This is a genomic window from Levilactobacillus suantsaii (genome assembly GCF_004115745.1).
GTDB classification, from domain to species: Bacteria; Bacillota; Bacilli; order Lactobacillales; family Lactobacillaceae; genus Levilactobacillus; species Levilactobacillus suantsaii.
The window spans coordinates 22,237-45,404 of record NZ_QXIL01000009.1; the positions used below are offsets into that span (position 1 = coordinate 22,237).

18 protein-coding genes, 3 pseudogenes and 1 riboswitch are annotated in these 23,168 nt (G+C 51.8%); of the genes and pseudogenes, 7 read left to right on the forward strand and 14 right to left on the reverse strand.

What is annotated here, in order from left to right; all coding sequences use genetic code 11:
• Positions 1-37: 37 nt before the first annotated feature.
• From DXH47_RS06100 to DXH47_RS06115, 4 genes are all read right to left on the reverse strand, one after another.
• The gene (locus tag DXH47_RS06100; RefSeq protein ID WP_129032479.1) at positions 38-1,291 is read right to left on the reverse strand and encodes a homoserine dehydrogenase; all 1,254 of its coding nucleotides are present in this window, start codon (positions 1,289-1,291) and stop codon (positions 38-40) included.
• A gap of 25 nt (positions 1,292-1,316) precedes the next feature.
• A complete protein-coding gene (locus tag DXH47_RS06105; RefSeq protein ID WP_129032480.1) occupies positions 1,317-2,603 on the reverse strand; it encodes an O-acetylhomoserine aminocarboxypropyltransferase/cysteine synthase family protein in 1,287 nt (428 codons plus the stop codon).
• A 3-nt stretch (positions 2,604-2,606) separates the two neighbouring features.
• Positions 2,607-3,476 carry a homoserine O-acetyltransferase/O-succinyltransferase family protein gene (locus tag DXH47_RS06110; protein ID WP_129032481.1) on the reverse strand — a complete coding sequence of 290 codons (870 nt, stop codon included), beginning with the start codon at positions 3,474-3,476 and terminating at the stop codon, positions 2,607-2,609.
• A 442-nt stretch (positions 3,477-3,918) separates the two neighbouring features.
• Positions 3,919-4,788: an alpha/beta hydrolase gene (locus DXH47_RS06115; protein ID WP_129032482.1), complete on the reverse strand. Its 870-nt coding sequence runs from the start codon at positions 4,786-4,788 to the stop codon at positions 3,919-3,921.
• Between the two features lie 301 nt (positions 4,789-5,089).
• Here DXH47_RS06115 and DXH47_RS06120 point away from each other — a divergent pair, with 301 nt between their 5' ends.
• Together DXH47_RS06120 and DXH47_RS06125 are read left to right on the forward strand one after the other, a co-directional pair.
• Positions 5,090-5,611 carry a VanZ family protein gene (locus tag DXH47_RS06120; RefSeq protein WP_129032483.1) on the forward strand — a complete coding sequence of 174 codons (522 nt, stop codon included), beginning with the start codon at positions 5,090-5,092 and terminating at the stop codon, positions 5,609-5,611.
• A 171-nt stretch (positions 5,612-5,782) separates the two neighbouring features.
• Positions 5,783-7,048, forward strand: coding sequence for an oxidoreductase (locus DXH47_RS06125; RefSeq protein ID WP_129032484.1), 1,266 nt, complete (start codon positions 5,783-5,785; stop codon positions 7,046-7,048).
• Positions 7,049-7,138: 90 nt separating this feature from the next.
• Here the strand turns inward: DXH47_RS06125 and DXH47_RS06130 are convergent, their stop codons facing one another.
• On the reverse strand, positions 7,139-7,492 hold the full coding sequence (locus DXH47_RS06130; protein WP_129032485.1) for a hypothetical protein: 354 nt from the start codon (positions 7,490-7,492) through the stop codon (positions 7,139-7,141).
• On the reverse strand, positions 7,449-8,375 hold the full coding sequence (locus DXH47_RS06135; RefSeq protein ID WP_129032486.1) for a DUF389 domain-containing protein: 927 nt from the start codon (positions 8,373-8,375) through the stop codon (positions 7,449-7,451). The genes DXH47_RS06130 and DXH47_RS06135 overlap by 44 nt, the downstream gene beginning before the upstream one ends.
• A 135-nt stretch (positions 8,376-8,510) precedes the next feature.
• On the opposite strand from DXH47_RS06135, the pseudogene DXH47_RS06140 reads away from it, so the two are divergent.
• The 3 genes and pseudogenes from DXH47_RS06140 (at position 8,511) to DXH47_RS11850 (ending at position 11,118) form a co-directional block, all read left to right on the forward strand.
• A pseudogene (locus DXH47_RS06140) lies at positions 8,511-9,560 on the forward strand (AI-2E family transporter).
• A 273-nt stretch (positions 9,561-9,833) separates the two neighbouring features.
• Positions 9,834-10,592: pseudogene (locus DXH47_RS12090) on the forward strand (MFS transporter); the annotation flags it as partial.
• Between the two features lie 124 nt (positions 10,593-10,716).
• Positions 10,717-11,118, forward strand: coding sequence for an MFS transporter (locus DXH47_RS11850; protein WP_233449173.1), 402 nt, complete (start codon positions 10,717-10,719; stop codon positions 11,116-11,118).
• Positions 11,119-11,194: 76 nt separating this feature from the next.
• Here the strand turns inward: DXH47_RS11850 and DXH47_RS06150 are convergent, their stop codons facing one another.
• Positions 11,195-11,626, reverse strand: coding sequence for a GtrA family protein (locus DXH47_RS06150; RefSeq protein WP_129032487.1), 432 nt, complete (start codon positions 11,624-11,626; stop codon positions 11,195-11,197).
• 331 nt (positions 11,627-11,957) lie between these two features.
• On the opposite strand from DXH47_RS06150, the gene DXH47_RS06155 reads away from it, so the two are divergent.
• Positions 11,958-12,725: a potassium channel family protein gene (locus DXH47_RS06155; RefSeq protein ID WP_129032488.1), complete on the forward strand. Its 768-nt coding sequence runs from the start codon at positions 11,958-11,960 to the stop codon at positions 12,723-12,725.
• 73 nt (positions 12,726-12,798) lie between these two features.
• On the opposite strand, the gene DXH47_RS06160 is transcribed toward DXH47_RS06155, so the two are convergent.
• From DXH47_RS06160 to DXH47_RS06180, 5 genes and pseudogenes are all read right to left on the reverse strand, one after another.
• Complete coding sequence (locus tag DXH47_RS06160) at positions 12,799-13,356, reverse strand: folate family ECF transporter S component (protein ID WP_129032489.1); 558 nt, start codon at positions 13,354-13,356, stop codon at positions 12,799-12,801.
• Between the two features lie 24 nt (positions 13,357-13,380).
• A riboswitch (THF riboswitch) is annotated at positions 13,381-13,478 on the reverse strand.
• 129 nt (positions 13,479-13,607) lie between these two features.
• Positions 13,608-14,474: a DegV family protein gene (locus tag DXH47_RS06165; RefSeq protein WP_129032490.1), complete on the reverse strand. Its 867-nt coding sequence runs from the start codon at positions 14,472-14,474 to the stop codon at positions 13,608-13,610.
• A gap of 61 nt (positions 14,475-14,535) precedes the next feature.
• Positions 14,536-15,784 (reverse strand): annotated as a pseudogene (locus DXH47_RS06170) (MFS transporter).
• Positions 15,771-17,060 (reverse strand): alkaline phosphatase family protein, encoded by a 1,290-nt coding sequence (locus tag DXH47_RS06175; protein WP_263853902.1) that lies wholly within the window; start codon positions 17,058-17,060, stop codon positions 15,771-15,773. Before DXH47_RS06175 ends, DXH47_RS06170 begins: the two are co-directional and overlap by 14 nt.
• A 28-nt stretch (positions 17,061-17,088) precedes the next feature.
• Entirely contained in the window at positions 17,089-17,520 is a 432-nt protein-coding gene (locus DXH47_RS06180) for a MarR family winged helix-turn-helix transcriptional regulator (protein WP_129032492.1), read from the reverse strand.
• Between the two features lie 177 nt (positions 17,521-17,697).
• On the opposite strand from DXH47_RS06180, the gene DXH47_RS06185 reads away from it, so the two are divergent.
• A complete protein-coding gene (locus DXH47_RS06185; RefSeq protein ID WP_129032493.1) occupies positions 17,698-19,428 on the forward strand; it encodes an NFACT RNA binding domain-containing protein in 1,731 nt (576 codons plus the stop codon).
• Positions 19,429-19,504: 76 nt separating this feature from the next.
• On the opposite strand, the gene DXH47_RS06190 is transcribed toward DXH47_RS06185, so the two are convergent.
• Entirely contained in the window at positions 19,505-22,075 is a 2,571-nt protein-coding gene (locus DXH47_RS06190) for a carbamoyl phosphate synthase preATP-grasp domain-containing protein (protein ID WP_129032494.1), read from the reverse strand.
• Between the two features lie 2 nt (positions 22,076-22,077).
• Positions 22,078-23,151: a carbamoyl phosphate synthase small subunit gene (locus DXH47_RS06195; protein ID WP_129032495.1), complete on the reverse strand. Its 1,074-nt coding sequence runs from the start codon at positions 23,149-23,151 to the stop codon at positions 22,078-22,080.
• Between the last annotated feature and the right edge of the window lie 17 nt (positions 23,152-23,168).

Here is a 23,168-nt window from a genome sequence, read left to right on the forward strand (position 1 = left end):
TAAGCGAGCTTTGTTTCTAAAAGGGAGCAGTTTAAATTTAGCTTTTAACGGCGACTGGCCAGGCCACAGTCCCCGCGATGGGCACCAGTTGAATGGAATCACTGACCTGAAGTGCTTGACATTGTTCCGCTGTTAAGCGACTGGTCCGATACCCCCCGTCAGGTAGCGGTTGAATGGTGAACTGGCCGTCCGTTGCCCAGCGAAATAAAATATCGCCAGGGAGGTCGCTGAATAAGAGGTACTCCTGCGGTAAGGCGGCTAAATTGATGACCGGCAAAGGGTCGGTAGTTACACCAGTGATAGCGGTCCCCCGGGTCCCCTCGCGGAAGCGTTGGGCGGCCACTAAGACGTCATTCAACACGCTGTTGGCCGTGGCGGTACTGCCGGCACCCGGACCAGCGTAGAGGCTTTCGCCAATAGCTTGGCTTTGAATCGCCACCCCGTTTTGGACCCCATCGATGCGACTTAAGGCATGGGTCGAATCCAAAGCGACCGGCGCCACCCGACAGTAAAGGTGGTGCGCCTGACGTTGGGCCTGGGCAAGCAATTTGATGGTCCACCCCGACTTGGCTGCGGCTTGGCACTGGTCCGCCGTTAACGTTGTGATACCTCTTGGCGCAATTTGGGCTTGAGTCACCTGTTGGCCAAACGCTAAGCGGGTCAAAATCATCAGCTTATACGTGGTGTCTAACCCGCCGACGTCATTCGTTGGGTCACTTTCCGCGTATCCGGCCGCCTGCGCCGCCGCTAATGCTCGGGGATAGGTCTGCCCCGTTTGGGTCATGGCACTAAGGATGTAGTTGGCCGTGCCATTCAAGATTCCCGTGACGGCTTGAATCGTGTCGGTCGCGTAGCTATCCGTCAAGGTCCTTAAGATGGGGATGCCCCCGGCAACGCTGGCTTCGTAAAACAAATCACAGCGATTACGGTGTGCCAAATCGATGAGGTCTTGGCCGGCCGTCGCAATTAAGTCCTTGTTGGCGGTGATCACCGATTTACCGTGTTCGAGCGCGGTCGTAATGGCCTGCTTGGCCGTGGTTACCGTGCCCATGACTTCGATGACCAGCTGAATCTGTGGGTCACTCACAACATCAGTTAATACCGTGGTCAACCGGGTACCTGCCGGTAATTTGGCTTGGCGCGGGGCGTGTAAGTGATGCACCGCCACCGTGGTCAATTCGAGGTGCAACCCATGAGTCTGTTCAATTTTGGCGGCCGCTTGGGTCAGCCGTTCGACGACCCCACTGCCGACGGTGCCAAACCCCAGCATGCCGATTTTAATGGTGGTCATCGCGTTTTCCCTCCTTTGGGTCACGTTAAATTTGGTCCAGGGCTTGTTTCAAGTCAGCAATCAAATCATCGACGTTTTCGACCCCGACAGAAATTCGAATCAAATCGGGAGTCACGCCCGCCGCTAACAGCTCCTGTTCACTGAGTTGGGCGTGAGTGGTTGAGGCCGGATGGATAATCAAGGACTTGGCATCCGCTACGTTGGCCAGAAGCGAGAACAAGTGAAGATGTTCAATCAAGTCCTTACCGGCTTTTTCGCCCCCTTTGAGGCCCAAGGTAAAGATGGACCCGACGCCTTTCGGGAAGTATTTCGTCGCTAAAGCGTGGTATTTACTGTCGGGTAATTCGGGGTAGTTGATCCAAGCAACCTTAGGGTGGTCATTTAAGAAGGCCACGATTTTCCGAGTGTTAGCGACGTGGCGTTCGACCCGTAAAGACAACGATTCGAGTCCTTGTAGCAGCAGGAAGGAGTTGAATGGGCTGATGGTGGCACCGGTGTCACGTAACGTTTCGGCCCGAACCTTGGTGGTGAAGGCGCCCCCACCTAAGTCGGCGAAGACTAAGCCGTTGTACTGGGGGTCCGGATTCGTGAATTCGGGGTACTTGCCACTGGCCTTCCAGTCGAACTTGCTGCCTTCGACGATGATCCCGCCCATGGTCGTGCCGTGACCACCGATGAACTTCGTGGCCGAATGGACGACCACATCAGCCCCGTGGTCAAGCGGTTTAACCAAGTACGGTGTGCCAAAGGTGTTATCAACGATCAAGATAATGTGGTGTTTGTGGGCGATGGCGCCGATAGCCTCGAAGTCGACCAAGTTGATGTCGGGGTTACCGATGCTTTCCACGTATAGGGCCTTAGTGTGTTCATTGATTTGGTCTTCAAAGTTCTGCGGATTGTCAGAGTCCACAAAATGGGTGGTGATGCCCAATTTCTTCAACGTAACGTTGAAGAGGTCATACGTCCCGCCATAGAGGGTCTTAGCCGAAACGATTTCGTCACCCTGTTGGGCCACGTTCAGGATAGCGGCGGTGATGGCAGCCGCCCCGGTAGCTAAGGTCACACCCCCGGTCCCATGTTCGAGGGCTGCGACCCGCTTGTCAACGACGTCCGTGGTCGGGTTGGTCAACCGGGTGTAGATGTTGCCGGCATCGGTCAAGGCAAATCGACCGGCGGCTTGCTTGGCGTCCTTAAAGACGTACGAAGTCGTTTGGTAAATCGGGACTGCGCGGGCGCCGGTCTCATCGACCGTTTGGCCAGCGTGGACTTGTAACGTTTCAAAGTGGTAGTTTTCTGGGTTAGATTTTGTCATAATTTAAAGACTCGCTTTCGTTAAGTTTAGTGTGGTTAACCAATTTTGATACAATTGCCGACTGGCGTGGGCCCAGCTGTAATCGACCTGGTCTAAATCAGAATCGGCAAAGTAATGCTGCGGTAAGGTGACCGGTAGCCGCTTTTGTTTGTCGCGGAAGTATTCTTTAGCCAGTGTGTTGGCCGCGTATTCTGGGTGACCGGTCACGTAAACGGCATGTTGCGTCGCAGATGTCAGGACCAGAGGCCCGACTTCATCGTTTTGGGCCACGACGTTCAATCCATCCGGTAACGTTGCCGGCAAATCCAGGCCGGTATGCCGCGATTGGGGCATCTTCAATAAACCACTGGCACTTAGCCCCTTGATCAAGCGGGAGCGGTTGTCAGTTGTCGTGGCGGTGTACACCCCCGTAATCTTGTGGGGCAATAACCGTTTGGCCACATCGAACTGCGCGTAAAGCCCAGCCTGAGCCGCCCAACATTCAAACAACGTTTGAGTCACGTGTCGTTGGGCCCAGTCGATGATGGCCAAAAACTCATGCCAGTAGTCTACCTGTTCAAACGGGAGTTGCTCGACCGGTGCTCCGGTAACGATCAAGCCGTCGAAGTGCTGATCAACGACCTGGTCGATGGACACATAAGCCTCGGCTACGGCTCGTTGCGAGTAAGTCTTAAAGTGGTGGCGCTTCGGGTACATGAAGGTCACCGCGACGTCATCGTCGACGGCTGAGAAGCGTTTCAGAAATTGCCGTTCCGTCTCCGCCTTCGTGGGCATCAGGTTTAAAATCAAAATTTGTAAGGGGTCACTGCGCAGAGAATCGTCGACCCACTGGTGTTGGGCCTTTAACAGGCCGTTCGTTGCCACAACTGTCATCTGATAACTTCCTTTCCGTCGAAAATAAAAAAGCCTTCGTTCGCCAGTTCCTAATTTAATCATTAGAAACTAACGGATGAAGGCTTTCGCGTTACCACCGTATTTCGTTACTACCTCGCGATAGCAACCTCGACAAGTACCCCCAGCTGGGGAGACTCCGCGAGATATCGGTCGCACCCGCACCCGTAGCCGTTAGACCCGGGTCATGACTCCAAGCTCATCTTCGTGGTATCACCGATTGCTTCTCTCACCAGGTCCAAGCTCTCTTTAAAATCGGGGATGTCACTACTCTTCTCTTCAACGTCTTTAATCACTTTTTAATTTAGAACTAATCTAACACCGGAATTTGCCACCGTCAACCCATTTATCAAAAAAATTATAGTGACGGGACTTCGTCAACGAAGCGCAATCATTGTGGGGCTTGCGTTGTTCCACGATTCTGTTACGGCCATAAAAATTTCAGAAGTAATTGGTCGACTTGCTGGTTGTCGTGTAACCGACTATGTTGGGCATTGGCCCCCATGATTTTGCGGACCTGATATGATTTGGCCCGCTTTTGAACTAATAACCGCAACGAGCGTGACGAGGCGTTGCTGACTCGTCCGTCTGAACGGGTCTTGTCGTTTAATTCCCCATAAATATTGAGTACGGCGACTTGCCGCGGAAAATAGGCGCGCCGAGCCGCTAACCGCCGGTAATCATTAGGTGGTGTCTGAAGTCGTCTGGATTGGTCTCGCGTTTGTTGCTGGCTAGTATCGTTACCTCCGAGAACACCATTAAAGTTACCGGCAATGGCGACCCATTTTTGGGGCCGGGGCATTTGGCGGTCAGTGTTTCGTTTTAATAAGTAGGTCAGTAGGGTGATATTCCCCATGGAATGCCCCACCAGGTTGAATTTTTGAATATGGTAAGTCCGGGCCAGACCGGTAATGACCTTTTGCGCCCAATTAGCCGTGACTTGATAATCCGTATTGCGGTTATCCTTGAACTCGACCGCGACTAACGGGTGGTAATCGCCTCGTTTGAAATGTCCCTGCCAGATGACCCGACCGGTCTTAGTCACGGTGGCGTGCACGACTGTTCGGGTCACGCCAGCGGCTGTTGCCGCATGGATCATCTGCATCTCAGCGCTAGCGTGGCTCCCGTAGCCATGAAAAAATAAGGTTGGGATATACCGGGCGCCGGTTTTAGCGGTGATGCTAGTCGATGTGGCAGGTTTCGCCGGTTGCGAAAATTGACCACATCCCCCTAACAGTATCACTAACCCCAATAGCCCCAGTAAGCAATCAGTGATATGTCGATGTCGTCTCATATTGGATGTCCCCCTATCTCCGCGCCTAGTATACGACTAGCCGAAAAAATCATGGGTAACAATGACTTTGATTGCTCAGTTACTTAGCGAGCTGAGACCTTATGGCTCTTACCTAGCCCAATAATTATCAAGTAGCCAATTAATCGATAGATACAAATAATTCACCTTGCGTTTTTATTAAAGGCCCAAAGAAACCGTAAAGACCAGGGCTTTCCCCTAGGCGGATCCCCAGTGATGCGGTATGCTAATCCCAGATTAAGTTACCCGCTGATCTCAACGTATACACATTGGAGGTGGTTCAATGCGCTGGGAACCGTTACTCATTATTTTACTCATAGCCGGTTTGAGTGGCTTGTTCGTGTTGACCACAACCGTTAACCGGTCGCATCGTTGGTTGGCCTTAGTGAGTCTAAGCTACTTGACGGGGTTAGCCGCTATCGTCTTTACGCCGTTATCCTTTACGGGGACGGCCGTTTACATCATGCCACCGGGTCTAGGACGCGTGAACCTCACCGCTCTAGACATCATGAATCTAGGATTTGCTGAAAACATCTTGTTGACCCTTCCGCTAGGCGTGTTAGTTAAACGGCTCTGGGCCCAGTTGCCATTGCTTGGCGTGGCCTTGTTTGGCTTTGTTGCCAGTGGCAGCATCGAAGTTGGTCAATATCTCTTGTCGCACCACTGGCTCATCAACCGTAGTAGCGACATCAACGACGTGGTCGCCAATACCCTGGGGGTAATCCTAGGCGGCTTGATTGGCGCTAGTTACCTCGCTATCAAGCGGCATACCCGCCGAAAATTACGCCTGGCACAGGCCAGTTAAGTTTTTGATTGACGCCTAAAAAGCCCCCGGTCCAGTTCCTTGGCTACGGAAACTGGACCGGGGGCTTTTTGTGGCACACCAAAGTTCCTAAAAGTAATCGCTTACTTGTTTCTGAAAATTGTCTGCTTTACAATAGTAAGTGAAATAGTAAACAAAAAGGAGTTGCTCACGATGCCTAATTTAACTGATTCATTGACTTTCCGCCACGGCGCGACGGTGACCAATCGCTTTGTCCAAGCCCCTATGTTGACCAACAGTGGTGAAGATGGCTACGTTACTGACGACACGTTGAATTACTATCAAGCTCGTTCCAAAACTGGCGGGATGATCATTTCCGAGTACATGTACGTCACTGAAAACGGGGGGCCGGCCATGACTTGGAAACGCGGTCGCGAACAATTAGCCGCCTACGATGATAAGTTCATGCCGCAATTAAAGAAATTGGCCCAAACCATGAAGCATTCCGGCAATAAAGCTATTATGCAGATTGCCCATACCGGTCGGGAAGCTAACTTCCGGGCGATGCAGGGCAAACAAGTTTACGCGCCGAGTGGCCTTGAAGACGGCGTTAAGTTCCCCTTCCTCGCTTACAAGGTCCATTCCTTATCTGACGACCAGATTCAAGCAATCATCGCTGATTTTGGTAAGGCCGCTCAACGCGCCATTGACGCGGGCTTTGATGGCGTCGAAATTCACGGCGCCAACCACTATCTCCTGCAGCAATTTGTATCCGCTTACTCTAACCGGCGAACAGACCACTGGGGCGGTTCCGTTGAAAAACGCATGAACTTTCCGTTGGCGGTGGTCAAGTCGGTGATGGATGTCGTGAAGAAGTCGGCGCCGAAGGACTTTATCGTTGGGTATCGAATTTCTCCAGAAGAGATTCACGGCGAGAATGTCGGCTACACTTGGCACGAAGCAACACAACTCATCAATCAAATCACCACGCAGTTCGACCTCGATTATATTCACCTTTCCATGTTGAACTACGCGGCTAAGCCGGGGGATGCCCTCCTCATGGATACCGAAAAAGCGGCGAGCAAGTTTAAAGATTCCGACAAACCATTTGCGACGCTCTTCAAGCCCTATTTAAATGGCGCTAAGGAAATCGTAGCTGGTAGTGTGACGTCTAAAGAAAAAGCCGAAGCCGCCCTCGCCTTAAGTGACCTGGTCGCGGTCGGTCGGGAGAACCTGATTGACCCGTTGTTTGCCGATAAGATTTTAACTGGCCATGCAGATCAAGTTGTGGACACTTTATCTGTTGATCAAGTCAAAAAGAGCCACTTAACGCCAGGGTTAATCGCCAACTTTTCGGCCTCTCAACCGGCGATGCCATTGGCCGGTGCCGATCAGATTCAATCACTACACCACGGTTTTGGTGGTTGGAGTGAAATGAAGTATCCTCAAAATAACGAAACTAACTCGACAGAAGACTAGTATCAAAAAGGACTTACCCACCGGTAAGTCCTTTTTGATGGCTGTGAAATTATGGGTAGCTAACCTTGGTTGGCCACCAGCCGGAATCAGTTAATCGTCCGTAAAGTAAACTGACGCTTTAATATCCAATTTGTCTGCCATTTTTTGAGTTTGTTTCTTGATGGTCTTTTGATCATCTTTCCCCTTTGAGGTCAGCTTAATCAAGACGGCAGCCTTATCGTTGTCATCACCTGCCAACTGCTTGACGGTCACCTTGTCAATCTTCTTGGGGTACTTCTTCTCCAGGCGTTCTTTGAGCTTTGGCAAGTCCTCATTCTTCTCGGCCGTACTCTCATCATCCTGCGAGTTGCTGGACTGAGTCTGGTCAATGTACTTCTTGAACGCGGTGACTGAAAGGTAGTTACCTTGGGATAATTGCTGAATCTTTAATTTTATAGTCCCCAAGTTTGTAGTCTGAAAGCTTCTTGTCCAGTGACTTAACTTCCGCTTTGTCGATGTGGTCACCGATAATAGCAAGCTTGATTTTCTTATCCGTAAAACTCTTATTGACCACATAGGTATCTGGCAACTCTTTGTTCAAGAAAGTCGTCAATTGGGCATCGTTGTAGAATCGTTTAACCAATTTGGACGCCGAAATAAGGCTGGGGACGATAATAACAAACGCAATCATCACAATGATGATTTGATCTTTAATGGGAATCGGATTGTCCCGAATCCGCCGAAAGTTAAAGATCAAAGTGCCAATCATCGTCGCTAACGCAATGAAGAACGAGTTGATCAAGAACAAATACCCGGCGCCAATTACAATCGACCAGTCCAACTGGCTAATGCCGTAACCGGTGGTACACAACGGTGGAATCAAGGCCGTAGCAATGGCGACCCCGGGCATGATATTGGCCGATTCCTTTTTGGCCGAACCAATGATCCCGGCGACCCCACCGAAGAAGGCTACCAGAACGTCCCAAATCGCGGGTTGCGTCCGGGACATCAGTTGATCACCCGCATCCTTAATGGGTGACAAGTAAAAGTAAAGCGTCGCGGCCACTAACCCGATGAGCGCCTCCACCAGGAAAATGGCAAACCCCTTTTTAATCAGCTTTTGATCCCGAATGCCAAAACCATACCCCATCCCAATAATGGGATCCATGATGGGCGAGACCAACATGGCCCCGACGATAACGGTGACGGAATCCATGTTTAAGCCAACACTCGCAATGATGATGGCGCAAAACAAAACGGCAAAGTTAATCCAACCGAAGTTCAGACTATCCCGAATGTTCTTATCAATAATTTTTGATTTGAGTAGTGATCCTTTTTCGACTTGCATAAGCAACCTCTTAACCAATCAATGTATGGTTTTATTATAGCAACTAATGGAAAATACTGGGTGCTTTTAGCTTAGTTGCAATCCCCTGTCCGTGGCGTAAACTCAACTTATCACGTGCTTTGAGAGGATGTTTGGATGCTAACCACTTTGAAACGTGCCTGGCAAAATCCGCTATCGGCTTACTACCTGGCACTGGTCTTACTGCTCATCTTAGTGTGGGCTGCCCGCGACTTTTTATCGCTGGCGTTATTTACTATTATTTTTATCTACCTGGCTAATGCTGCCATCATGGGGTTCCAGAAACATTTACATCTGGGCCATTTATGGGCCACGTTGCTGGTTTACCTGTTGTTTTTGATTGTCTTAGTCGCCGCCTTTGCCCAATTGATTCCGCCACTAGTCCGCGAAATCAAGACGTTACCCGCGGCGGTCGACCAATTGATTCAAACCTACCCGCAACTGGAAACGTCGGCCAAGAAATTGGTCACGGATCTGACCCAAAATGCATCGGTTATCAGCAGTGGGAAAAAGTTGTTTACCTCGGGAATCGGTCAATTATCACGGCTGAGTTCCGGTGTTGAGACCATCGTCTTGGCCTTCTTCTTCAGTTTTATTTTCAACTTGACCAAGACGCAACTTCAACGGTTCGTCCACGCCTTTACCACCAGTCGCTTCGCTAAGTTATTCGTCCCGATGGGCGGCCTGGTGATGAGCTTCGTGCGTATCTTCGGCACGGTGATTGAAACCCAACTGATGATCTGCTCCATTAACACCGTTTTAATGGTCATTGGGCTATGGCTCTTAAGTATGCCAAACCTGTTGATCTTATGAATTATGGTCTTCTTCTTAGGCCTGATTCCGGTGGCCGGGGTCTTGATTTCCCTGATTCCTTTGGTCATCATCGCCTTTGCCACTGGTGGCTTGATTCGCTTATTGGAAGTCCTCTTGCTGGTCGTTTTGATTCACCTGTTTGAATCTTACTTCCTGCACCCCCGATTAATGGCCAACGCCACCAACCTGCCCATCTTTGTCACCTTTATTACCTTGATTGTCAGTGAACAGCTCTTCGGGGCTTGGGGCTTGATTGTCGGGGTGCCACTGGTGGCCTTCCTGCTACAAGTCTTCGACGTTCGCTTGGCAAGCGTCCGCCAGCATCCTAAATCCAAGATGGCACCGCGACCTTGAACTTTTTTGTCGAAGTGTGTAAACTGATTCTTAGAAACTAAAATATTGCTAAGGCGCGTGCCTCACTGGACGCACCAGCTTAAACTGCTAGAATCCGTGTTCTTCTTTGATACCTCCAATTCTAAGCTGCTTTGAACGTCTTTTGTGACGTCTAAACGCGACTTAGCCTTGGAGGTTGTTTTTTTGGAAAATTCAGTTGTTTCTACACGGACTAAATTAAGTATCGTGGGGACCGCCGGCTTAGCTTTTTGCGGGGTCCTAGTCGAAACGTCGATGAACGTGACCTTTCCGACGTTGAGTCGTCAATTTGGGACGACCATCAACGCGGTTCAATGGGTCACGACCGCCTATCTCTTAGCCGTTGCCTGCACCATGGTGATTGCGGCGGACTTACAACGACGCTTTAAATGGCAGCGCTTAACTACTCTAGGCGGAATTCTCTTTATCGTGGGGGATGTGCTGTGTGCGACTGCCCCCGCCCTTTGGCCTTTATTGGGTGGCCGGCTGATTCAAGGGGTGGCGACCGGATTAGTGATGCCGCTAGTCTTTACAATTATCATGCGGCAAGTGCCCCACGGCATTCAAGGCCGTTACGTCGGTACGGCCGGCATGGTCGTCGCGTTAGCACCTTCGCTGGGTCCAACATACGGCGGCTGGGCTACCCAGCAATTCGGTTGGCCGATCATCTTCTGGTTAGTCTTACCGATTGGTATCGTGATGTGGCTGATTGCGTTAAAAACCATTCAACAACCAAAAGCGACACCCCAAAACCTCTTCCCGTTACGGCAATTGATTATGATTATGTTCACGTTCGTGGGTTTGACCCTGGGGCTGAATAACGCGGGGACTGACGGCCTGTTGAGTGTTGCGGCCTTAGTTCCGTTGGTGATTGCCATCGTAGCCGTGTTTATCTTTATTCGGTTGTCTTTGCATCAACCTACAGCGTTAATCAATTTAAAAATCTTTACGAATCGTAATTTTGTCCTGTTACTCGGTATCTACTTTTTGATTCAGTTCGTTCAAATTGGGTTGACGTTCATTCTGCCAACGTACGCCCAACTGGTCACGCACCAAAGCGTCATGGCCTCAGGAATGACTACTGGTCGGGAGTCTAGCTTCGGCGATTCTGCAACCCTTTACGGGGCGGCTACTCGATATGGGGGCCAAGCGGAAACCCTTCTTGGTGGGAAGCTTGATTTTAGTTTTAGCCCTGCTTTCACTCACCCTACTGACCAGTCGCTTATCAGTGGCTTGGATGCTGAGTCTCTACTTGCTGTACATGATTGGGTTCTCACTGATCTTCAACAACGCCCTTACCTTGGCCCTCCAGCAGCTCCAGCCTAACCATATTGGTGACGGGAACGCGACGTTCAACACCTTACAGCAATACGCGGGGTCGCTAGGGACCGCCATTTCTTCGGCAATTCTAGCCGCGTTTAGTCACGGTGGGACCGTGATGACGCAGACCATCAACGGGACACGAGCCATCTTTATCATGATGCTGGTCTTCACGGTCTTGATTGGCCTGTTTAGTTGGCAACTACGAACCGACAATTAAATTGAACACACCATAGAAAAATCCGTGACGACTAACCCCTACTTGGTTCAGTCGTCACGGATTTTTATGCTGGTTCCTAATTTTTAGCCGCCGCCTTGGTTTTACGAAAGACAAACCACTTGCTAAAGAAGTAGTTGGCTAACACGACCACCACTTGGTCGACCAACTTGGTCAGCATAGCATCTTGCAGCAATACCGACACGCCTAGCCACATGATCCCCTCATCCATGACTAGCGTCGCCGCTCGAACGGAAAAGAATGACACCACTTCTCGCCCGAGGGACCCCAATGACGTGTAGTGTGAGTGAAAAACCCACACCCGGTTGGTCAGATAAGCAAATAAGACGGAAACGGCCCAAGCAATCGCCGTTCCAAGTTGGTAGTTCCAACCCCACAACGTCGCCGTGATGAAGAAAACCACCAAGTTGACTAAAGTCGTCAGGCCGCCAAAGATTAAGTAGGCAATGACGTCCTTGTACTGTGCGTATAATTGTGCGATGCGTCTCATGTGTATCCCCCTGAAATAAAATCCGGTCACTAGTATTCCACTTCCTGTTATAACCAACATTATAGGGAATGACAAGCAAAGTCCGCAGAACGCTAGAAAAATTTAACTCCTTGGGCCGGAAACCTTAGTGACTGGGTTTGGCTGAGTATTGGTTTTGTGGATGTTGCGGTAGTGGTGGTTTGGTTTTGATTATAAGTTAAAGTAATTAATTTAATTCTCCTGCTTTCTCTAACTCTTAAATTCCGGTTACGTTTAAGCATCCGAGCACCCCCCCTCGCCGTGAAAAAGCCTATATTATAGTTTAATTTGTCTGTAAAGGAGTCTTGCTCTGATGCGGTGTTCATCCCGCCGGCTGACCAGTTACCACTTGATGATGACGTTATTAATTCTTTGGTCCGTGCTCAATGCGTTACTGCTAACCTGTCACGTTGGCCATTGGCAGCTTGAATCACGACTTAATCACTTGCTCCTACTCATTTTTGCCGCCGATTATTTGCTACGCTTGATCCGAACCCCCGACCGTAAAACTTTTCTAATTCACTCTGCGTTCGACTTGCTGGGAATCATCCCAATGCACCCCATCTTTGCCGTTTTCCGGCTAGGACGATTAGTCCGCCTGGCGCTTTATCACCACTTATTTTGGCGGCTCGGCTTGGCTGGTAAATGGACCCACGCCTTTCATCGGTTTCTCTACGGTACTGGCTTCATCTATTTATTTTCCATTAGTATTGTGATCATCGTCTTGAGTGCCCTGCTATTCTCCGTTTCAGAACACCAGAGCTTAGCCGATTCGCTATGGTGGGCGGTCACGACGGCCACCACGGTCGGCTACGGCGACGATACGCCGCACACAGCCGTGGGTAAAATCGTCGCCACAGGGTTAATGTTTGGGGGCATCGGGTTCATTGGGCTATTGACCAGTACCATCACCGACTTCTTCACGCGGCAGCCGGCCGCACAAAACTCAGCGCCGGCTTTATCCCCGGATGAGACTCGGCAATTATTGCAAAAGCTAGACCACTTAACGCAACAGGTCGACCAATTGCAAACTGAGGTCAAACGGTTAGCGCACCAATCCGCTACTCACCACTCTAAGTAAACTAGCTGGGCCCCACTTTTACCCACTAAAAACGCGGCTTCCTCACTTTCGAGGAAACCGCGTCAGTTGAATTTTATGATTGACTAGTCGTTCGGTGCAAGCGCCCTTCGATGGTTTGAATCACGGGCGCCTTCAGCAACCCATAAATCAACACGATTTGAATCGGCGTCGTGATGGCTTGCTTCAACAAGCGGACCGGTAAAATCCCCCAGATGGGGGTGTGGTACATGATGACCAACCACAGCGAGTTCAACATGATGTTCACAATTACCATAATCAACAGCTGCGCAACGATAATGCGCCACCATTTGACCGGTTTGCGATACAAAAAGAGCGCGTAAATCAACGATCCGATAATGGCGGAAAGCGTAAACCCGACAAAGTACGGACCACCCGTCATTAGGGTCCCCACGATATCGACTAACGCCGCTGTGAGCATCCCCCACCACGGGCCAAACCACTTGGCGAGTAATGCCACAATCAGAAAGGTAAAGCTAAACTTTAAAAACTGATTCCCCACCGAAAATCGACTGATCACGAGCTGTAACGCCATTAATAACCCCATCGTGACCATACTCAACGTGTCCAGCTTGGGGAGCTGGGTTCTTGCCATCGTCTTCAATTCAGACATCTCCTAAGGGAGTTGCCACATTCCTGCGGCCAATGCGGCCATAGGATCGCGGACCACTTGTCCTTCGTCCGGTGTTCACATTGCGTTCCACCGGCACTTAACGCCCTATCGCCTACTCCGTAAATTTAATTACGCTTTCCAGCATACCACACTTTCCGGTAGTTACTAGTAAAAATGCGTGACCGACGCAAATTTCGCAAATTAGCCACCAAAAAAGCCTGACCAATTGGTCAGGCTTTTCGCAGTTCAAATTAAGCGCGTTCGTAATCTTTGATCCAGGCCAAAGCCAGTGATTTTTCGCCCAAGTGCGCGCCGATCACGGGCCCAAAGTAGGACCGTTCGACCGGAATGTCGGGGTATTGCTGGGTAATTTTCGTTGCCCAGGCGGCCCCACCTTCGGCATCGTTGGCGTCAATAATCAGCGCCTTTAATGGGTAATCAACCTTAGCTTGCGCCTCGACGAACAACTCCTCCACCCGGGCTAACGCTTTCTTGCGCGAGCGAACCTTTTCAAAGGCCACAATTTCGTGGGTCGTATCATCAAAGGTCAACAATGGCTTGATGCGCAACACGCTACCAATAAAGGCCGACGCGTTGGATAACCGGCCACCGCGCACTAAGTTCTGTAAATCGTCCACCACGAAGTATTCGCCCATCGTCGACCGTAAGTCGTCTAAACGGGCAATAATCTCTTCGGGCGTGGCGCCCTTAGCCGCCATGCGGGCCGCTTCAATCGCTAAGTACCCCATCAACTTGACCGTAATCTGGGAGTCATAAGGAATCACCCGGATATTGTCAATCGTGGGGGCCAGCGTTTTCAACTGGTTCACAAACCCAGAAATCGTGCTGGCCAGGTGAATACTAATCACCGTATCGTACCCCTCTTCAGCCAACTGGTTGTAGAGGGTAATCATTTCGCCCAGGGGCGGTTGCGACGTGCTGGGGAACGACTTGGAATTACGTAACCAGTCATAAAATCCCTCAGTGGTAATATCAACGCCTTCATCGTAGGAACGGCCGTCAATGATCACCGGAATCGGAACGACGTGAATCTGATATCGTTTCGCCTCTTCTGCGGACAAATAGCTGGTACTATCGGTGACCACAGCAATCTTCATGTTCTTACACCTACTTTTACTTTCGTTTATCCCCTAGAATACCATAAAACCGTTGGCAGAACTAGGAATTGTCCGGCGCGAGTCGCGGCAACGCCCAAAAAATGACCAGGCCTACCAGGAAAAGTAGCGACAACGAAGCCGCCCCGATTCGCGACTGGCCAGTCAGTTGGGTGACCACCCCTACCAGGATTGGTCCTAAGACCGCCGAGAATTTACCTAAAATGTTATAAAAGCCGAAAAATTCGCTCGACTGTTGCTTCGGGACTAACCGACCGAAATACGACCGGGATAACGCTTGGATTCCGCCCTGACTGGTCCCCACTAAAATGGCGAGGAGCCAGAAATCGTCAACCGATTTCAAGTGTAGGGCGTCCAAACAAATCAATAAGTAGACCACAATGGCAATTAAGATTCCCGTGCGCGTACTGGTCTTTTGGGCTAACCAACCATAAAAGATCGAGCACGGAAACGCGACCAACTGGACCGCTAACAAGACCATAATCAACGTGGAACTGGTGATACCAATGTCCATCCCAATGGACGTTGCCATGGTAAAGATGGTATCGACCCCGTCGATGTAGCAGAAGTACGCCACTAAAAACCAGGCCAACCCCCGGTGCTGCCGCAAGTGGGCAATGGTCTGCCAGACCCGGTGCCAGCTTTGTTTCAATGGCGCGTGGGTTGCTGAGAGCGCGTGGCGTTGATGCACGTTACGGGCCAACGGAATAAGAAAGATGGCCCACCCAAATCGCGGCTAAGGCAAACCCGTAGCGGGCGACCGCCAGACTACCCAAGTGACCGAAGCCGTGAGTCAGTGCAAGGACCATGAAGAGGATGAAGGCTAAAACGCCCCCAAGATAGCCAAAACCATACCCCACACTGGATAATTGGTCCATTTGGTCGTTGTCACTCACGTCGGTCAAAAAACTGTCGTAAAACAGATTCCCACCGGAATAGCCCAGCACGGATAAGACGTAGAGCACCAGGAGCCACTGCCACTGACTAGGCGGTAATAAGGCCAGACCCAACGTCATGACCATCCCCAGCGTGGTAAAACTCAGCAATAGGCGTTTCTTAAACCCGGGATAGTCGGCCAAGGCCCCTAAGAACGGTGCGAGGATGGCCACCAATAACGTTCCAAAACTGTTTGAGTAGCCCCAAAATGCCGTGGCATTGGCCGCACTGACCCCGCTGGTCTGGGCCACGCTTTTGAAGTAGATGGGTAAAATTGCGGTGGTCACGATAATGCCGTACCCAGAGTTAGCCCAGTCGTAGAAGACCCAGCTCCACTGCTCCTTAGTCAGCTTCATGGTGGTCCTCCTTAAAGGCTTCAGTCAAGACTTTTCCGGGTAAGGGCTCTGGAAAGTGAACCCCCAGTAAGCGCGCAAACGTAGGCGCCTCATCAATCAGTGCCGCGTCGTCGATGACCTGGTTAGACTTGATGGCGGGTACCGCTAAAACCAAGGTGGTATGGTAATTCGGCTTCAACGGGTCGTACCCGTGGACCCCGTGGTAGCGGTCCGGTTGCCCCAGACTGTCTGGGTCGACGGCTTCAACCACCGCCGGCCGTTGCGTCTCGTCGGTAAAGTAATACCCTGCTTCGGCTTCGACCAGCCACTGACAGTGCGGGTCGGCGCCGCGCTTTGCGGCCTGCTTGCCCGTCAAAACGGCTTCGACCCCCGGGGTGTCTTCCAGGAGTTGCTTTAAAGCCTGCGTGTCGGCAAAATTGCGCGTGTACACGTAGGTACAGCCATCACAGGATTTGGCCCATACGTGCCAGTCACTGCGCACGGCACCGTCCTGCGTGGGCGTCAACCAGCCGCGTTGCGCAAAGGCCTGGTTCAAATGAATCATGTGGTCGACGTTGATTTGGTAGTGGTCGCCTAAAATCGCAAAGTTGGTACTACTAAAGGTCCCCGCCGCGATTGTGGCGTCGATGAGCTTGCCGACCCGGGTGTCCAGCCGTTTTAACGCGGCCATGGCTTCGGTCGAGCGGACCCCGTAACGGTGCCGCATACTGTCCATGTCGACTAAATGAATCAGCGTCAGTTGTGGACGCTTGTTGTACAAGGTATCGACCGCACAAGCGGTGATAAAGTCGTCCAGTTCAGGCTGTTGAATCCCCCGGCGTAAATGACCGTATTTCTGGTTCATGCGGAACAGGAAAGCCGGACTGCTGGCCTTTAACGAGACCAGGACCTGGTTCGTCCAAATCCGATTGGGAAAGATTTCTGCTAAATTATAAGTAATGCGGCTCCCCGCCGTGATCGGCCACAAGAACGCGGCCGTCTTCTTATGTTGCCGTCGCACCAAATCATACAGTGTCGGCACTTTGACGTCGCGTTGGTACCAGTACCAATCTGGCGACTTGCGTTGGGGCTGCATTTTGGTGTTGTTCACGATGCCGTGCTTGCGCGGGTATTGTCCCGTAATGATCGTCGTATGGGACGGGTAGGTCAACGTTGGGTAAATACCCTGCACGCGTCTGACCCGGGTTCCCGTCACCACTAAGCGGCGTAAATTAGGCAACTCGTCGAGATGGTCGTCGAGGTCTCGACTGCCCAGTGCGTCTAAAGAAATGACCACTAATCGCTGTTGAATATGCCTTCACTCCTCACTTCAGAGACATGGTCCGTTGCCGTTCCATGCTTTTTGCCAATCGATTCAATAAGATCTGTAAGAGGTTGCGCTCATCAGCTGACCAGTGTTCAAAGACTTGGTCCGCCAACGCGTCGAACGCGCTGTTGATTTCGGCTGCCGTGGCCGTTCCAATCGCGGTGATGCTATACACCAGCTGTCGTTTATCCCGACCCACAGCTTCCTTAGTTACCATGTCCTTAGCAACTAGACCTTTTAACTGACGACTTAACGTCGACGTATCCAACCGCGTCTGCTGCGCCAACACTTCTTGGGTGTTGGCCCCGCTACCAATTTGGTCAAGCAACTGCCACTCCGAAACCGTTAAGTGGTGTTGCTTGACCATTTGGCGTAATAAGGGTTGTTGGGACTTAGTCACCGTCATCAATGCTGCGAGACTTGATTTCATGTCACCCTCACTTCCTTTGTTTGCATTATACAATGACTTTGTTGGCTATCACAAGTATTAACTCACGCGGTCTTTGGGCAAGGAAACTTCTTTGCGCTTTCAGGTGAGAATCGTTATACTTTGTTATGTATGCTTTTTTACGTCTGACTTAAATTCTAACCAGAAAGGTGTGACTCGATGTCCTTTGATGGGTCTTTCACTCACGCAATGGTCCACGAATTAGAACAAACCGTGGCGACCGGCCGCGTCAGCAAAATCAATCAGCCTTACGCTAACGAAGTGGTCCTGACCATCCGGGCCAATGGGCATAACTACCCGATTCTACTGTCCGCTAACCCGACGTACGCCCGCATCCAGGTCACCGAGATTCCGTACGTGAATCCCGCAGTCCCGACCAACTACACCATGATCCTTCGGAAATATCTCCAGGGGGCCATCTTAAAGGGCGTCACCCAGGCCGCTAATGACCGGGTCGTACACCTCCACTTTACGTCCCGCAATGAATTGGGTGACCAACAAGAACTCCTGCTCATCATCGAAATCATGGCACGACACAGTAACGTTATTTTAGTTGAACAAAGTAGTGGAAAAATCCTTGATGCTATCAAACACGTGGGGTCCGATCAGAACCGTTACCGGCTTCTGCTTCCAGGGGCGCAATACATCACGCCGCCCAAACAGGACCTCGATAACCCGTTCAACGGTCCACGAGCCGATTTGACGCAAACCGTCAAGGACTACCCGAATCAGGAAGTCCTTGCCCAAACGTTGCAACACCAATATCAAGGATTGGGCAAAGATACCGCAGCGGCCTTAGCCGCGACGCTTCACGAAACTGGGGACTTGGCGCAACACTTCCAGGCCTTCTTCGCCCAGTTCGACGCGCCACAACCGACGCTAGCCGAGTTACCCAACGGGAAGACCAACTTCACGGCCTTCCCGTACCCGGACACGACGACTAACCAAAGCTTGCCGACCCTGAGCCAGCTATTAGATACCTATTACCAAGATAAGGCCGAACGTGACCGGGTCCAGCAACAAGGTAGCGTCTTGATTCGCGTGGTTCGCAACGAACTGAAGAAAAACCGAAATAAACTCAAGAAGCTACAACGGACCCTCGACGCGACCGAAAATGCCGACGAGTACCGTATCAAGGGTGAAATTTTAACGACTTACCTGTATAAGCTCTCACGGGGGGCCACCACGGTCACCTTACCTAACTTCTACGACAACGAAAAGCACTTAAAGATTGCATTGTCCAATCAACTCTCGCCAAACCAAAACGCCCAAAAGTACTTCAAGCGTTACCAAAAAGAGAAAAACGCGGTCAGTTACGTGACCACGCAAATCAAACAGACCCAAGCCAACGTGGACTATTTCACCAACATCATGGCCCAAATCGAGTTGGCTGCGCCTAAGGACCTGACCGATATTCGCTTGGAGCTCCAACAAGGCGGCTACCTACGCGACCACGACCACCAGCGTAAGGCAAAAGCCAAGGCCAAAAAACGCCGCAAACAACGCATCAGCCAACCAGACCGCTTCACGGCGAGCGATGGCACCCGTATCTCCGTGGGGAAAAACAACCTGCAAAACGACAAGTTGTCCCTACACACCGCCAAGCGGACCGATATTTGGTTGCACGTGAAAGACATCCCCGGGTCTCACGTAATCATTCACGCCGCGAATCCGAGCGAGCAGACGACTTTAGAAGCTGCCAATTTAGCCGCCTATTATTCGAAAGCCCGCGACTCCAGTACCGTCCCCGTGGATTACGTGCCGGTCAAACGCCTACACAAGCCTAACGGGGCCAAACCCGGATTCGTGATCTTCACCGGGCAAAAAACGGTCTTCGTCACGCCGGAAAGTGATCTGGTCGACCAACTGGCCGCAAATAACCCAAAATAAGTTTCTGACAGTTTAAAAATGGGACCCCCAACGCCGCTTGGTTGGGGGTCCCATTTGTGTGTCTTCACCTTGACTGTTAAATCGTCCGGTTGATAATCCGGTCCAATTCGGCCGTGTCGCTCAAATTGTTAAGCTTCAAAGCTTCGCTGGACCCAAAGGCAATCGTGGCTCCGACTTCTTGGTCCGTGGTCCCCGGTCGGTTCAACACGTGCAAGTGTCGGAACGGGAAGACCGCGTTCATCAGGGCCACCCGGGTACTGTTGACGTCGATCTCGATGGTCGCCAGTTCATTTGCGTCCAACGTTTCGATGTGTTGTCGCGTCAGCATCCGCACCCAGTTGACTCCGGTGACCTTACTCAAGAAAGCCATCTCGGTCAACCGGGTCGGCCGAGTTCCCACGCAGACCATCTGCTTGGAATCTGGACTAGGTGCGAATAGGACTTGGACCATCCCCCGCACCTGCCGTTCACTCACGGCCTGCTTGGCCCATTCAACCAGGTTCAACCGCTGGGCCTTGGTCAGGTCCGCTGGCATCCGAAAGGCCGTGATTTGGGCCATCTTCTGGGTCATCCCCGGGGCGATTAAGTCCATGACGCCCACGGCGATTTTTTGTTGCTCGTGGACGAACAGACTGACGCCAATCGTGGCCATCTCGGGCAAGTGGTCCTTGGTCTCCTGGTCTGGTGGCAAGACGTGGAGGTTCAGATCCAACTTCTTGAGCTCCCGGGTCAGGTAGTGCCGGTTGCCCGGTACGATAACGATATCCGGGTGTTCAACGTGGATGACGTTTAAAATATCCCCTAACTGAATCGGGTCGACGTACTGCTTATCCGAAAATTCGGGGGCCACGCCGACCGCGTTCGGGTTCGTGTTCATCAGAATCGTGTGGTACCCCGCGCGTTTAAGCTGTTTCAACATTTCGGTGGTAAAATACTCCGCCGCAGAGTTTGGCCCCAGCTGATTGCCACCCCGACCTAAGACCAAGGCCGTCCGTTCACCCAGTGCCTGACTTTCGTTTTCGTATTCGAAAGTGCTGTAATAACCACTGGTCTGCTCGGGAAATTCGCCGGCCGTGGGTTCGATCATCTTATAGGTCGGCGCCACCTTGGCCCCCCGTGACAAATGCCGAATGGCGGTGGTATCGGTCTGCCACATCCGGGCAATCATCCCGTCTCCAAAGCCGTAGTAACGCGCCGTTTTCAACATGTCGACGTCCATGGGGTGGTCGGTGATCTGTCGTTCGATGGTCAACAGGTGCCGTAACTTCACGAAATAAAACGGGTCGATCTTGGTCAGTTCACTCAGTTCAGCGGGCGAATACCCCCGCCGTAAGGCTTCAATCAGCACCAAGATGCGGTTGGCCAACGGGTGAATCAGTTGGCTGACCATCTCGCTATCGGTCAGATTGCTGACGGAGGGCAAAACGTCGCGCGGGGAGAATTGCGAGCTACGGACCGACTTCAACATGGCCTCTTCGACCGAACGGCCAATGCCCACGGTGGACCCGACCGCTTTCATGGCCGTGTTCAAGTGCTGGTCGGCATCGGGCACCTCTTGAAACGGCCACAGTGGAATCCGGACACTAATGTGGTCGTTGGTGGGTTCCATGATGGCCGTCTGCTTAACGTACTGGGCCGGTAACTTCACATCGACCAACCGTTGACCCAACAGTAATTGCCCGGCGACCATCGTCACCGGATAACCCACGGTCCGGGCCGCTAAGGTGACGCCCCGGGTAAAGTACGGGGCGACCTTGGTGACATAGAAGTGTTGGTTAGCCGGATTCAACGCAAAATGGACGTGCAAGACCCCCACCACGTTCAATTCCGTGGCGATGCGAAAGGTGGCGTCACGTAAGTCCTGATACTCCCGATCGGTCAACGTCTGCGGGGGGGTGATGACGATGGAATCACCCGAGTGGATGCCAATTGGATCGACATCTTCGAGCCCGCTAATAATCAGTTCCGTGTCGGCTCGGTCGCGGATAGCCACCATTTCGATTTCCTTATACCCCACGACACTGCGCTCCAGCGTGCATTGGTCGAAGCGTGACTGCTGGAAGCCCTGGTTGAGCGCCGTCAACATCTCATCGACGTTCTCACAAATAGTCCGGTTAGTGTCGACCCGGGGGGCCACCGGTTTGACGATCAATGGAAAACCAATGGTCTCGACTAAGCCGAGGGCCTCGTCGTCGGTCTGGACGACCTGCGCTTCAATCACCGGTTCGTGAATCTCCTTTAAGGTATCATTCAAGGCTGCCGGATTATTGATCTGTTGTAAGGTGGTGGTCGGCATCCCCAAGACCCCCACTTCGTAACGTCCTAAATCACCATTTTCCTGGAGTTCCTGGGCGATTCGGAGTCCCCGTAAGCCCCCTAGAATCGGTAAAATGGCGTCTGGCCGGTCTTTTTCAATAATGTGCCGGACGTTAGCGGTGGTGACCGCCTGGACGTACATATTAGTTGGCTGGATTTCTTCTAAGGCCACCGAAAACGGGTTGTTATCGATGACCAGGGTCCGGACGCCGCGCTTCTTGAATTCAGTCAAAATCTGCACGGTAGCGCTGTCCAGCTCGGTCTCGTGGCCGATTTCGGTCGGGCCACTGCCAATGATTAACACTTTTTGTATTTGATCCCAGTTTTGCAAACCTATCCCTCCCGTGCAGTCATCGCTTCCATAAATTCATCGAAGAGGTCCCGACTCTCGTGCGGTCCGGGCGCCCCGTCCGCAAAGAATTGCACGGAAAAGGCCGGGAAGTCCCGGTGGCGCAACCCCTGGACTGTGCCGTCAATCAAGTCCACGTAGGTGGTGATTAAGCGGTCTCGGTCGATGGATTTGGCCACCACAGCATAGCCCTGACCCTGCGTCGCGTACAATACGTCGTTGGTGATGATGCGGCGAATCGGGTGGCTACTACCGTGATACTCGACCGGTAACGCGACCAATTCAGCCCCGTTAGCCAAGGCGAACAGTTCGTGGCCCAGGCCGATCGCAAACAGCGGGATCTCAGCTTGGACCTGCCGAATCATATCTAACACGTCGGTCCCTAAATCTAACGGTGACCCGGGCCCAGTGGACAGTAACACGCCGTCGGGATCCAAGTTTAAGACGTCCTGCGCCGTTGCCGTCCAGGGCAAGACCGTGACGTTGCACCGTCGTTCGGACAATTGCCGCAAGATACCGTGTTTCAAACCAAAGTCAATGACCACCACGTTCTTGCCGGCATCCGGGTTGGGATACGGTTTCGGGGTGGCGACCTGATCGACTTGACGGTTGGTCAACACCGTGGCGTTCAACTGGTCGAACGCGTGGGCGTCCGCCACGTCGACGATACTTCCCTTCATTGGTCCGGCTTGCCGCAGTTTACGGATCAAGTGCCGGGTATCGATGCCACTGATGCCCGGAATATTATGTTGCCGCAAAAATTCGTCCAGCGACAACCGGGACAAGCGGTTGGTCGAGATGTTGGTCAAGTCACGAACCACCATTCCCTTGGCTGTAGGTAAAATTGATTCATAACTATCGTGATTGATGCCCACGTTACCAATCGCCGGTTGCGCAAAAATAATGATTTGATTATGGTAAATTTGGTCCGTAATCGTTTCTTGATAGCCTAAAAGGTTTAGATTAAAAATCACTTCGCCACTGGTAGTGGCCCCGGCGCCGAATCCTTCACCCGCATAAGCCGAGCCGTCTTCTAAAATTAAATAACGTTTTGCCATGCAAAATCGGCCCCTTT

Bases quoted from the DNA above. Each gene is read 5' to 3' on its own strand.
- DXH47_RS06100 (WP_129032479.1), bottom strand. From the start codon at position 1,291: ATGACCACCATTAAAATCGGCATGCTGGGGTTTGGCACCGTCGGCAGT.
- DXH47_RS06105 (WP_129032480.1), bottom strand. From the start codon at position 2,603: ATGACAAAATCTAACCCAGAAAACTACCACTTTGAAACGTTACAAGTC.
- DXH47_RS06110 (WP_129032481.1), bottom strand. From the start codon at position 3,476: ATGACAGTTGTGGCAACGAACGGCCTGTTAAAGGCCCAACACCAGTGG.
- DXH47_RS06115 (WP_129032482.1), bottom strand. From the start codon at position 4,788: ATGAGACGACATCGACATATCACTGATTGCTTACTGGGGCTATTGGGG.
- DXH47_RS06120 (WP_129032483.1), top strand. From the start codon at position 5,090: ATGCGCTGGGAACCGTTACTCATTATTTTACTCATAGCCGGTTTGAGT.
- DXH47_RS06125 (WP_129032484.1), top strand. From the start codon at position 5,783: ATGCCTAATTTAACTGATTCATTGACTTTCCGCCACGGCGCGACGGTG.
- DXH47_RS06135 (WP_129032486.1), bottom strand. From the start codon at position 8,375: ATGCAAGTCGAAAAAGGATCACTACTCAAATCAAAAATTATTGATAAG.
- DXH47_RS11850 (WP_233449173.1), top strand. From the start codon at position 10,717: ATGGGGGCCAAGCGGAAACCCTTCTTGGTGGGAAGCTTGATTTTAGTT.
- DXH47_RS06150 (WP_129032487.1), bottom strand. From the start codon at position 11,626: ATGAGACGCATCGCACAATTATACGCACAGTACAAGGACGTCATTGCC.
- DXH47_RS06155 (WP_129032488.1), top strand. From the start codon at position 11,958: ATGCGGTGTTCATCCCGCCGGCTGACCAGTTACCACTTGATGATGACG.
- DXH47_RS06160 (WP_129032489.1), bottom strand. From the start codon at position 13,356: ATGTCTGAATTGAAGACGATGGCAAGAACCCAGCTCCCCAAGCTGGAC.
- DXH47_RS06165 (WP_129032490.1), bottom strand. From the start codon at position 14,474: ATGAAGATTGCTGTGGTCACCGATAGTACCAGCTATTTGTCCGCAGAA.
- DXH47_RS06180 (WP_129032492.1), bottom strand. From the start codon at position 17,520: ATGAAATCAAGTCTCGCAGCATTGATGACGGTGACTAAGTCCCAACAA.
- DXH47_RS06185 (WP_129032493.1), top strand. From the start codon at position 17,698: ATGTCCTTTGATGGGTCTTTCACTCACGCAATGGTCCACGAATTAGAA.
- DXH47_RS06195 (WP_129032495.1), bottom strand. From the start codon at position 23,151: ATGGCAAAACGTTATTTAATTTTAGAAGACGGCTCGGCTTATGCGGGT.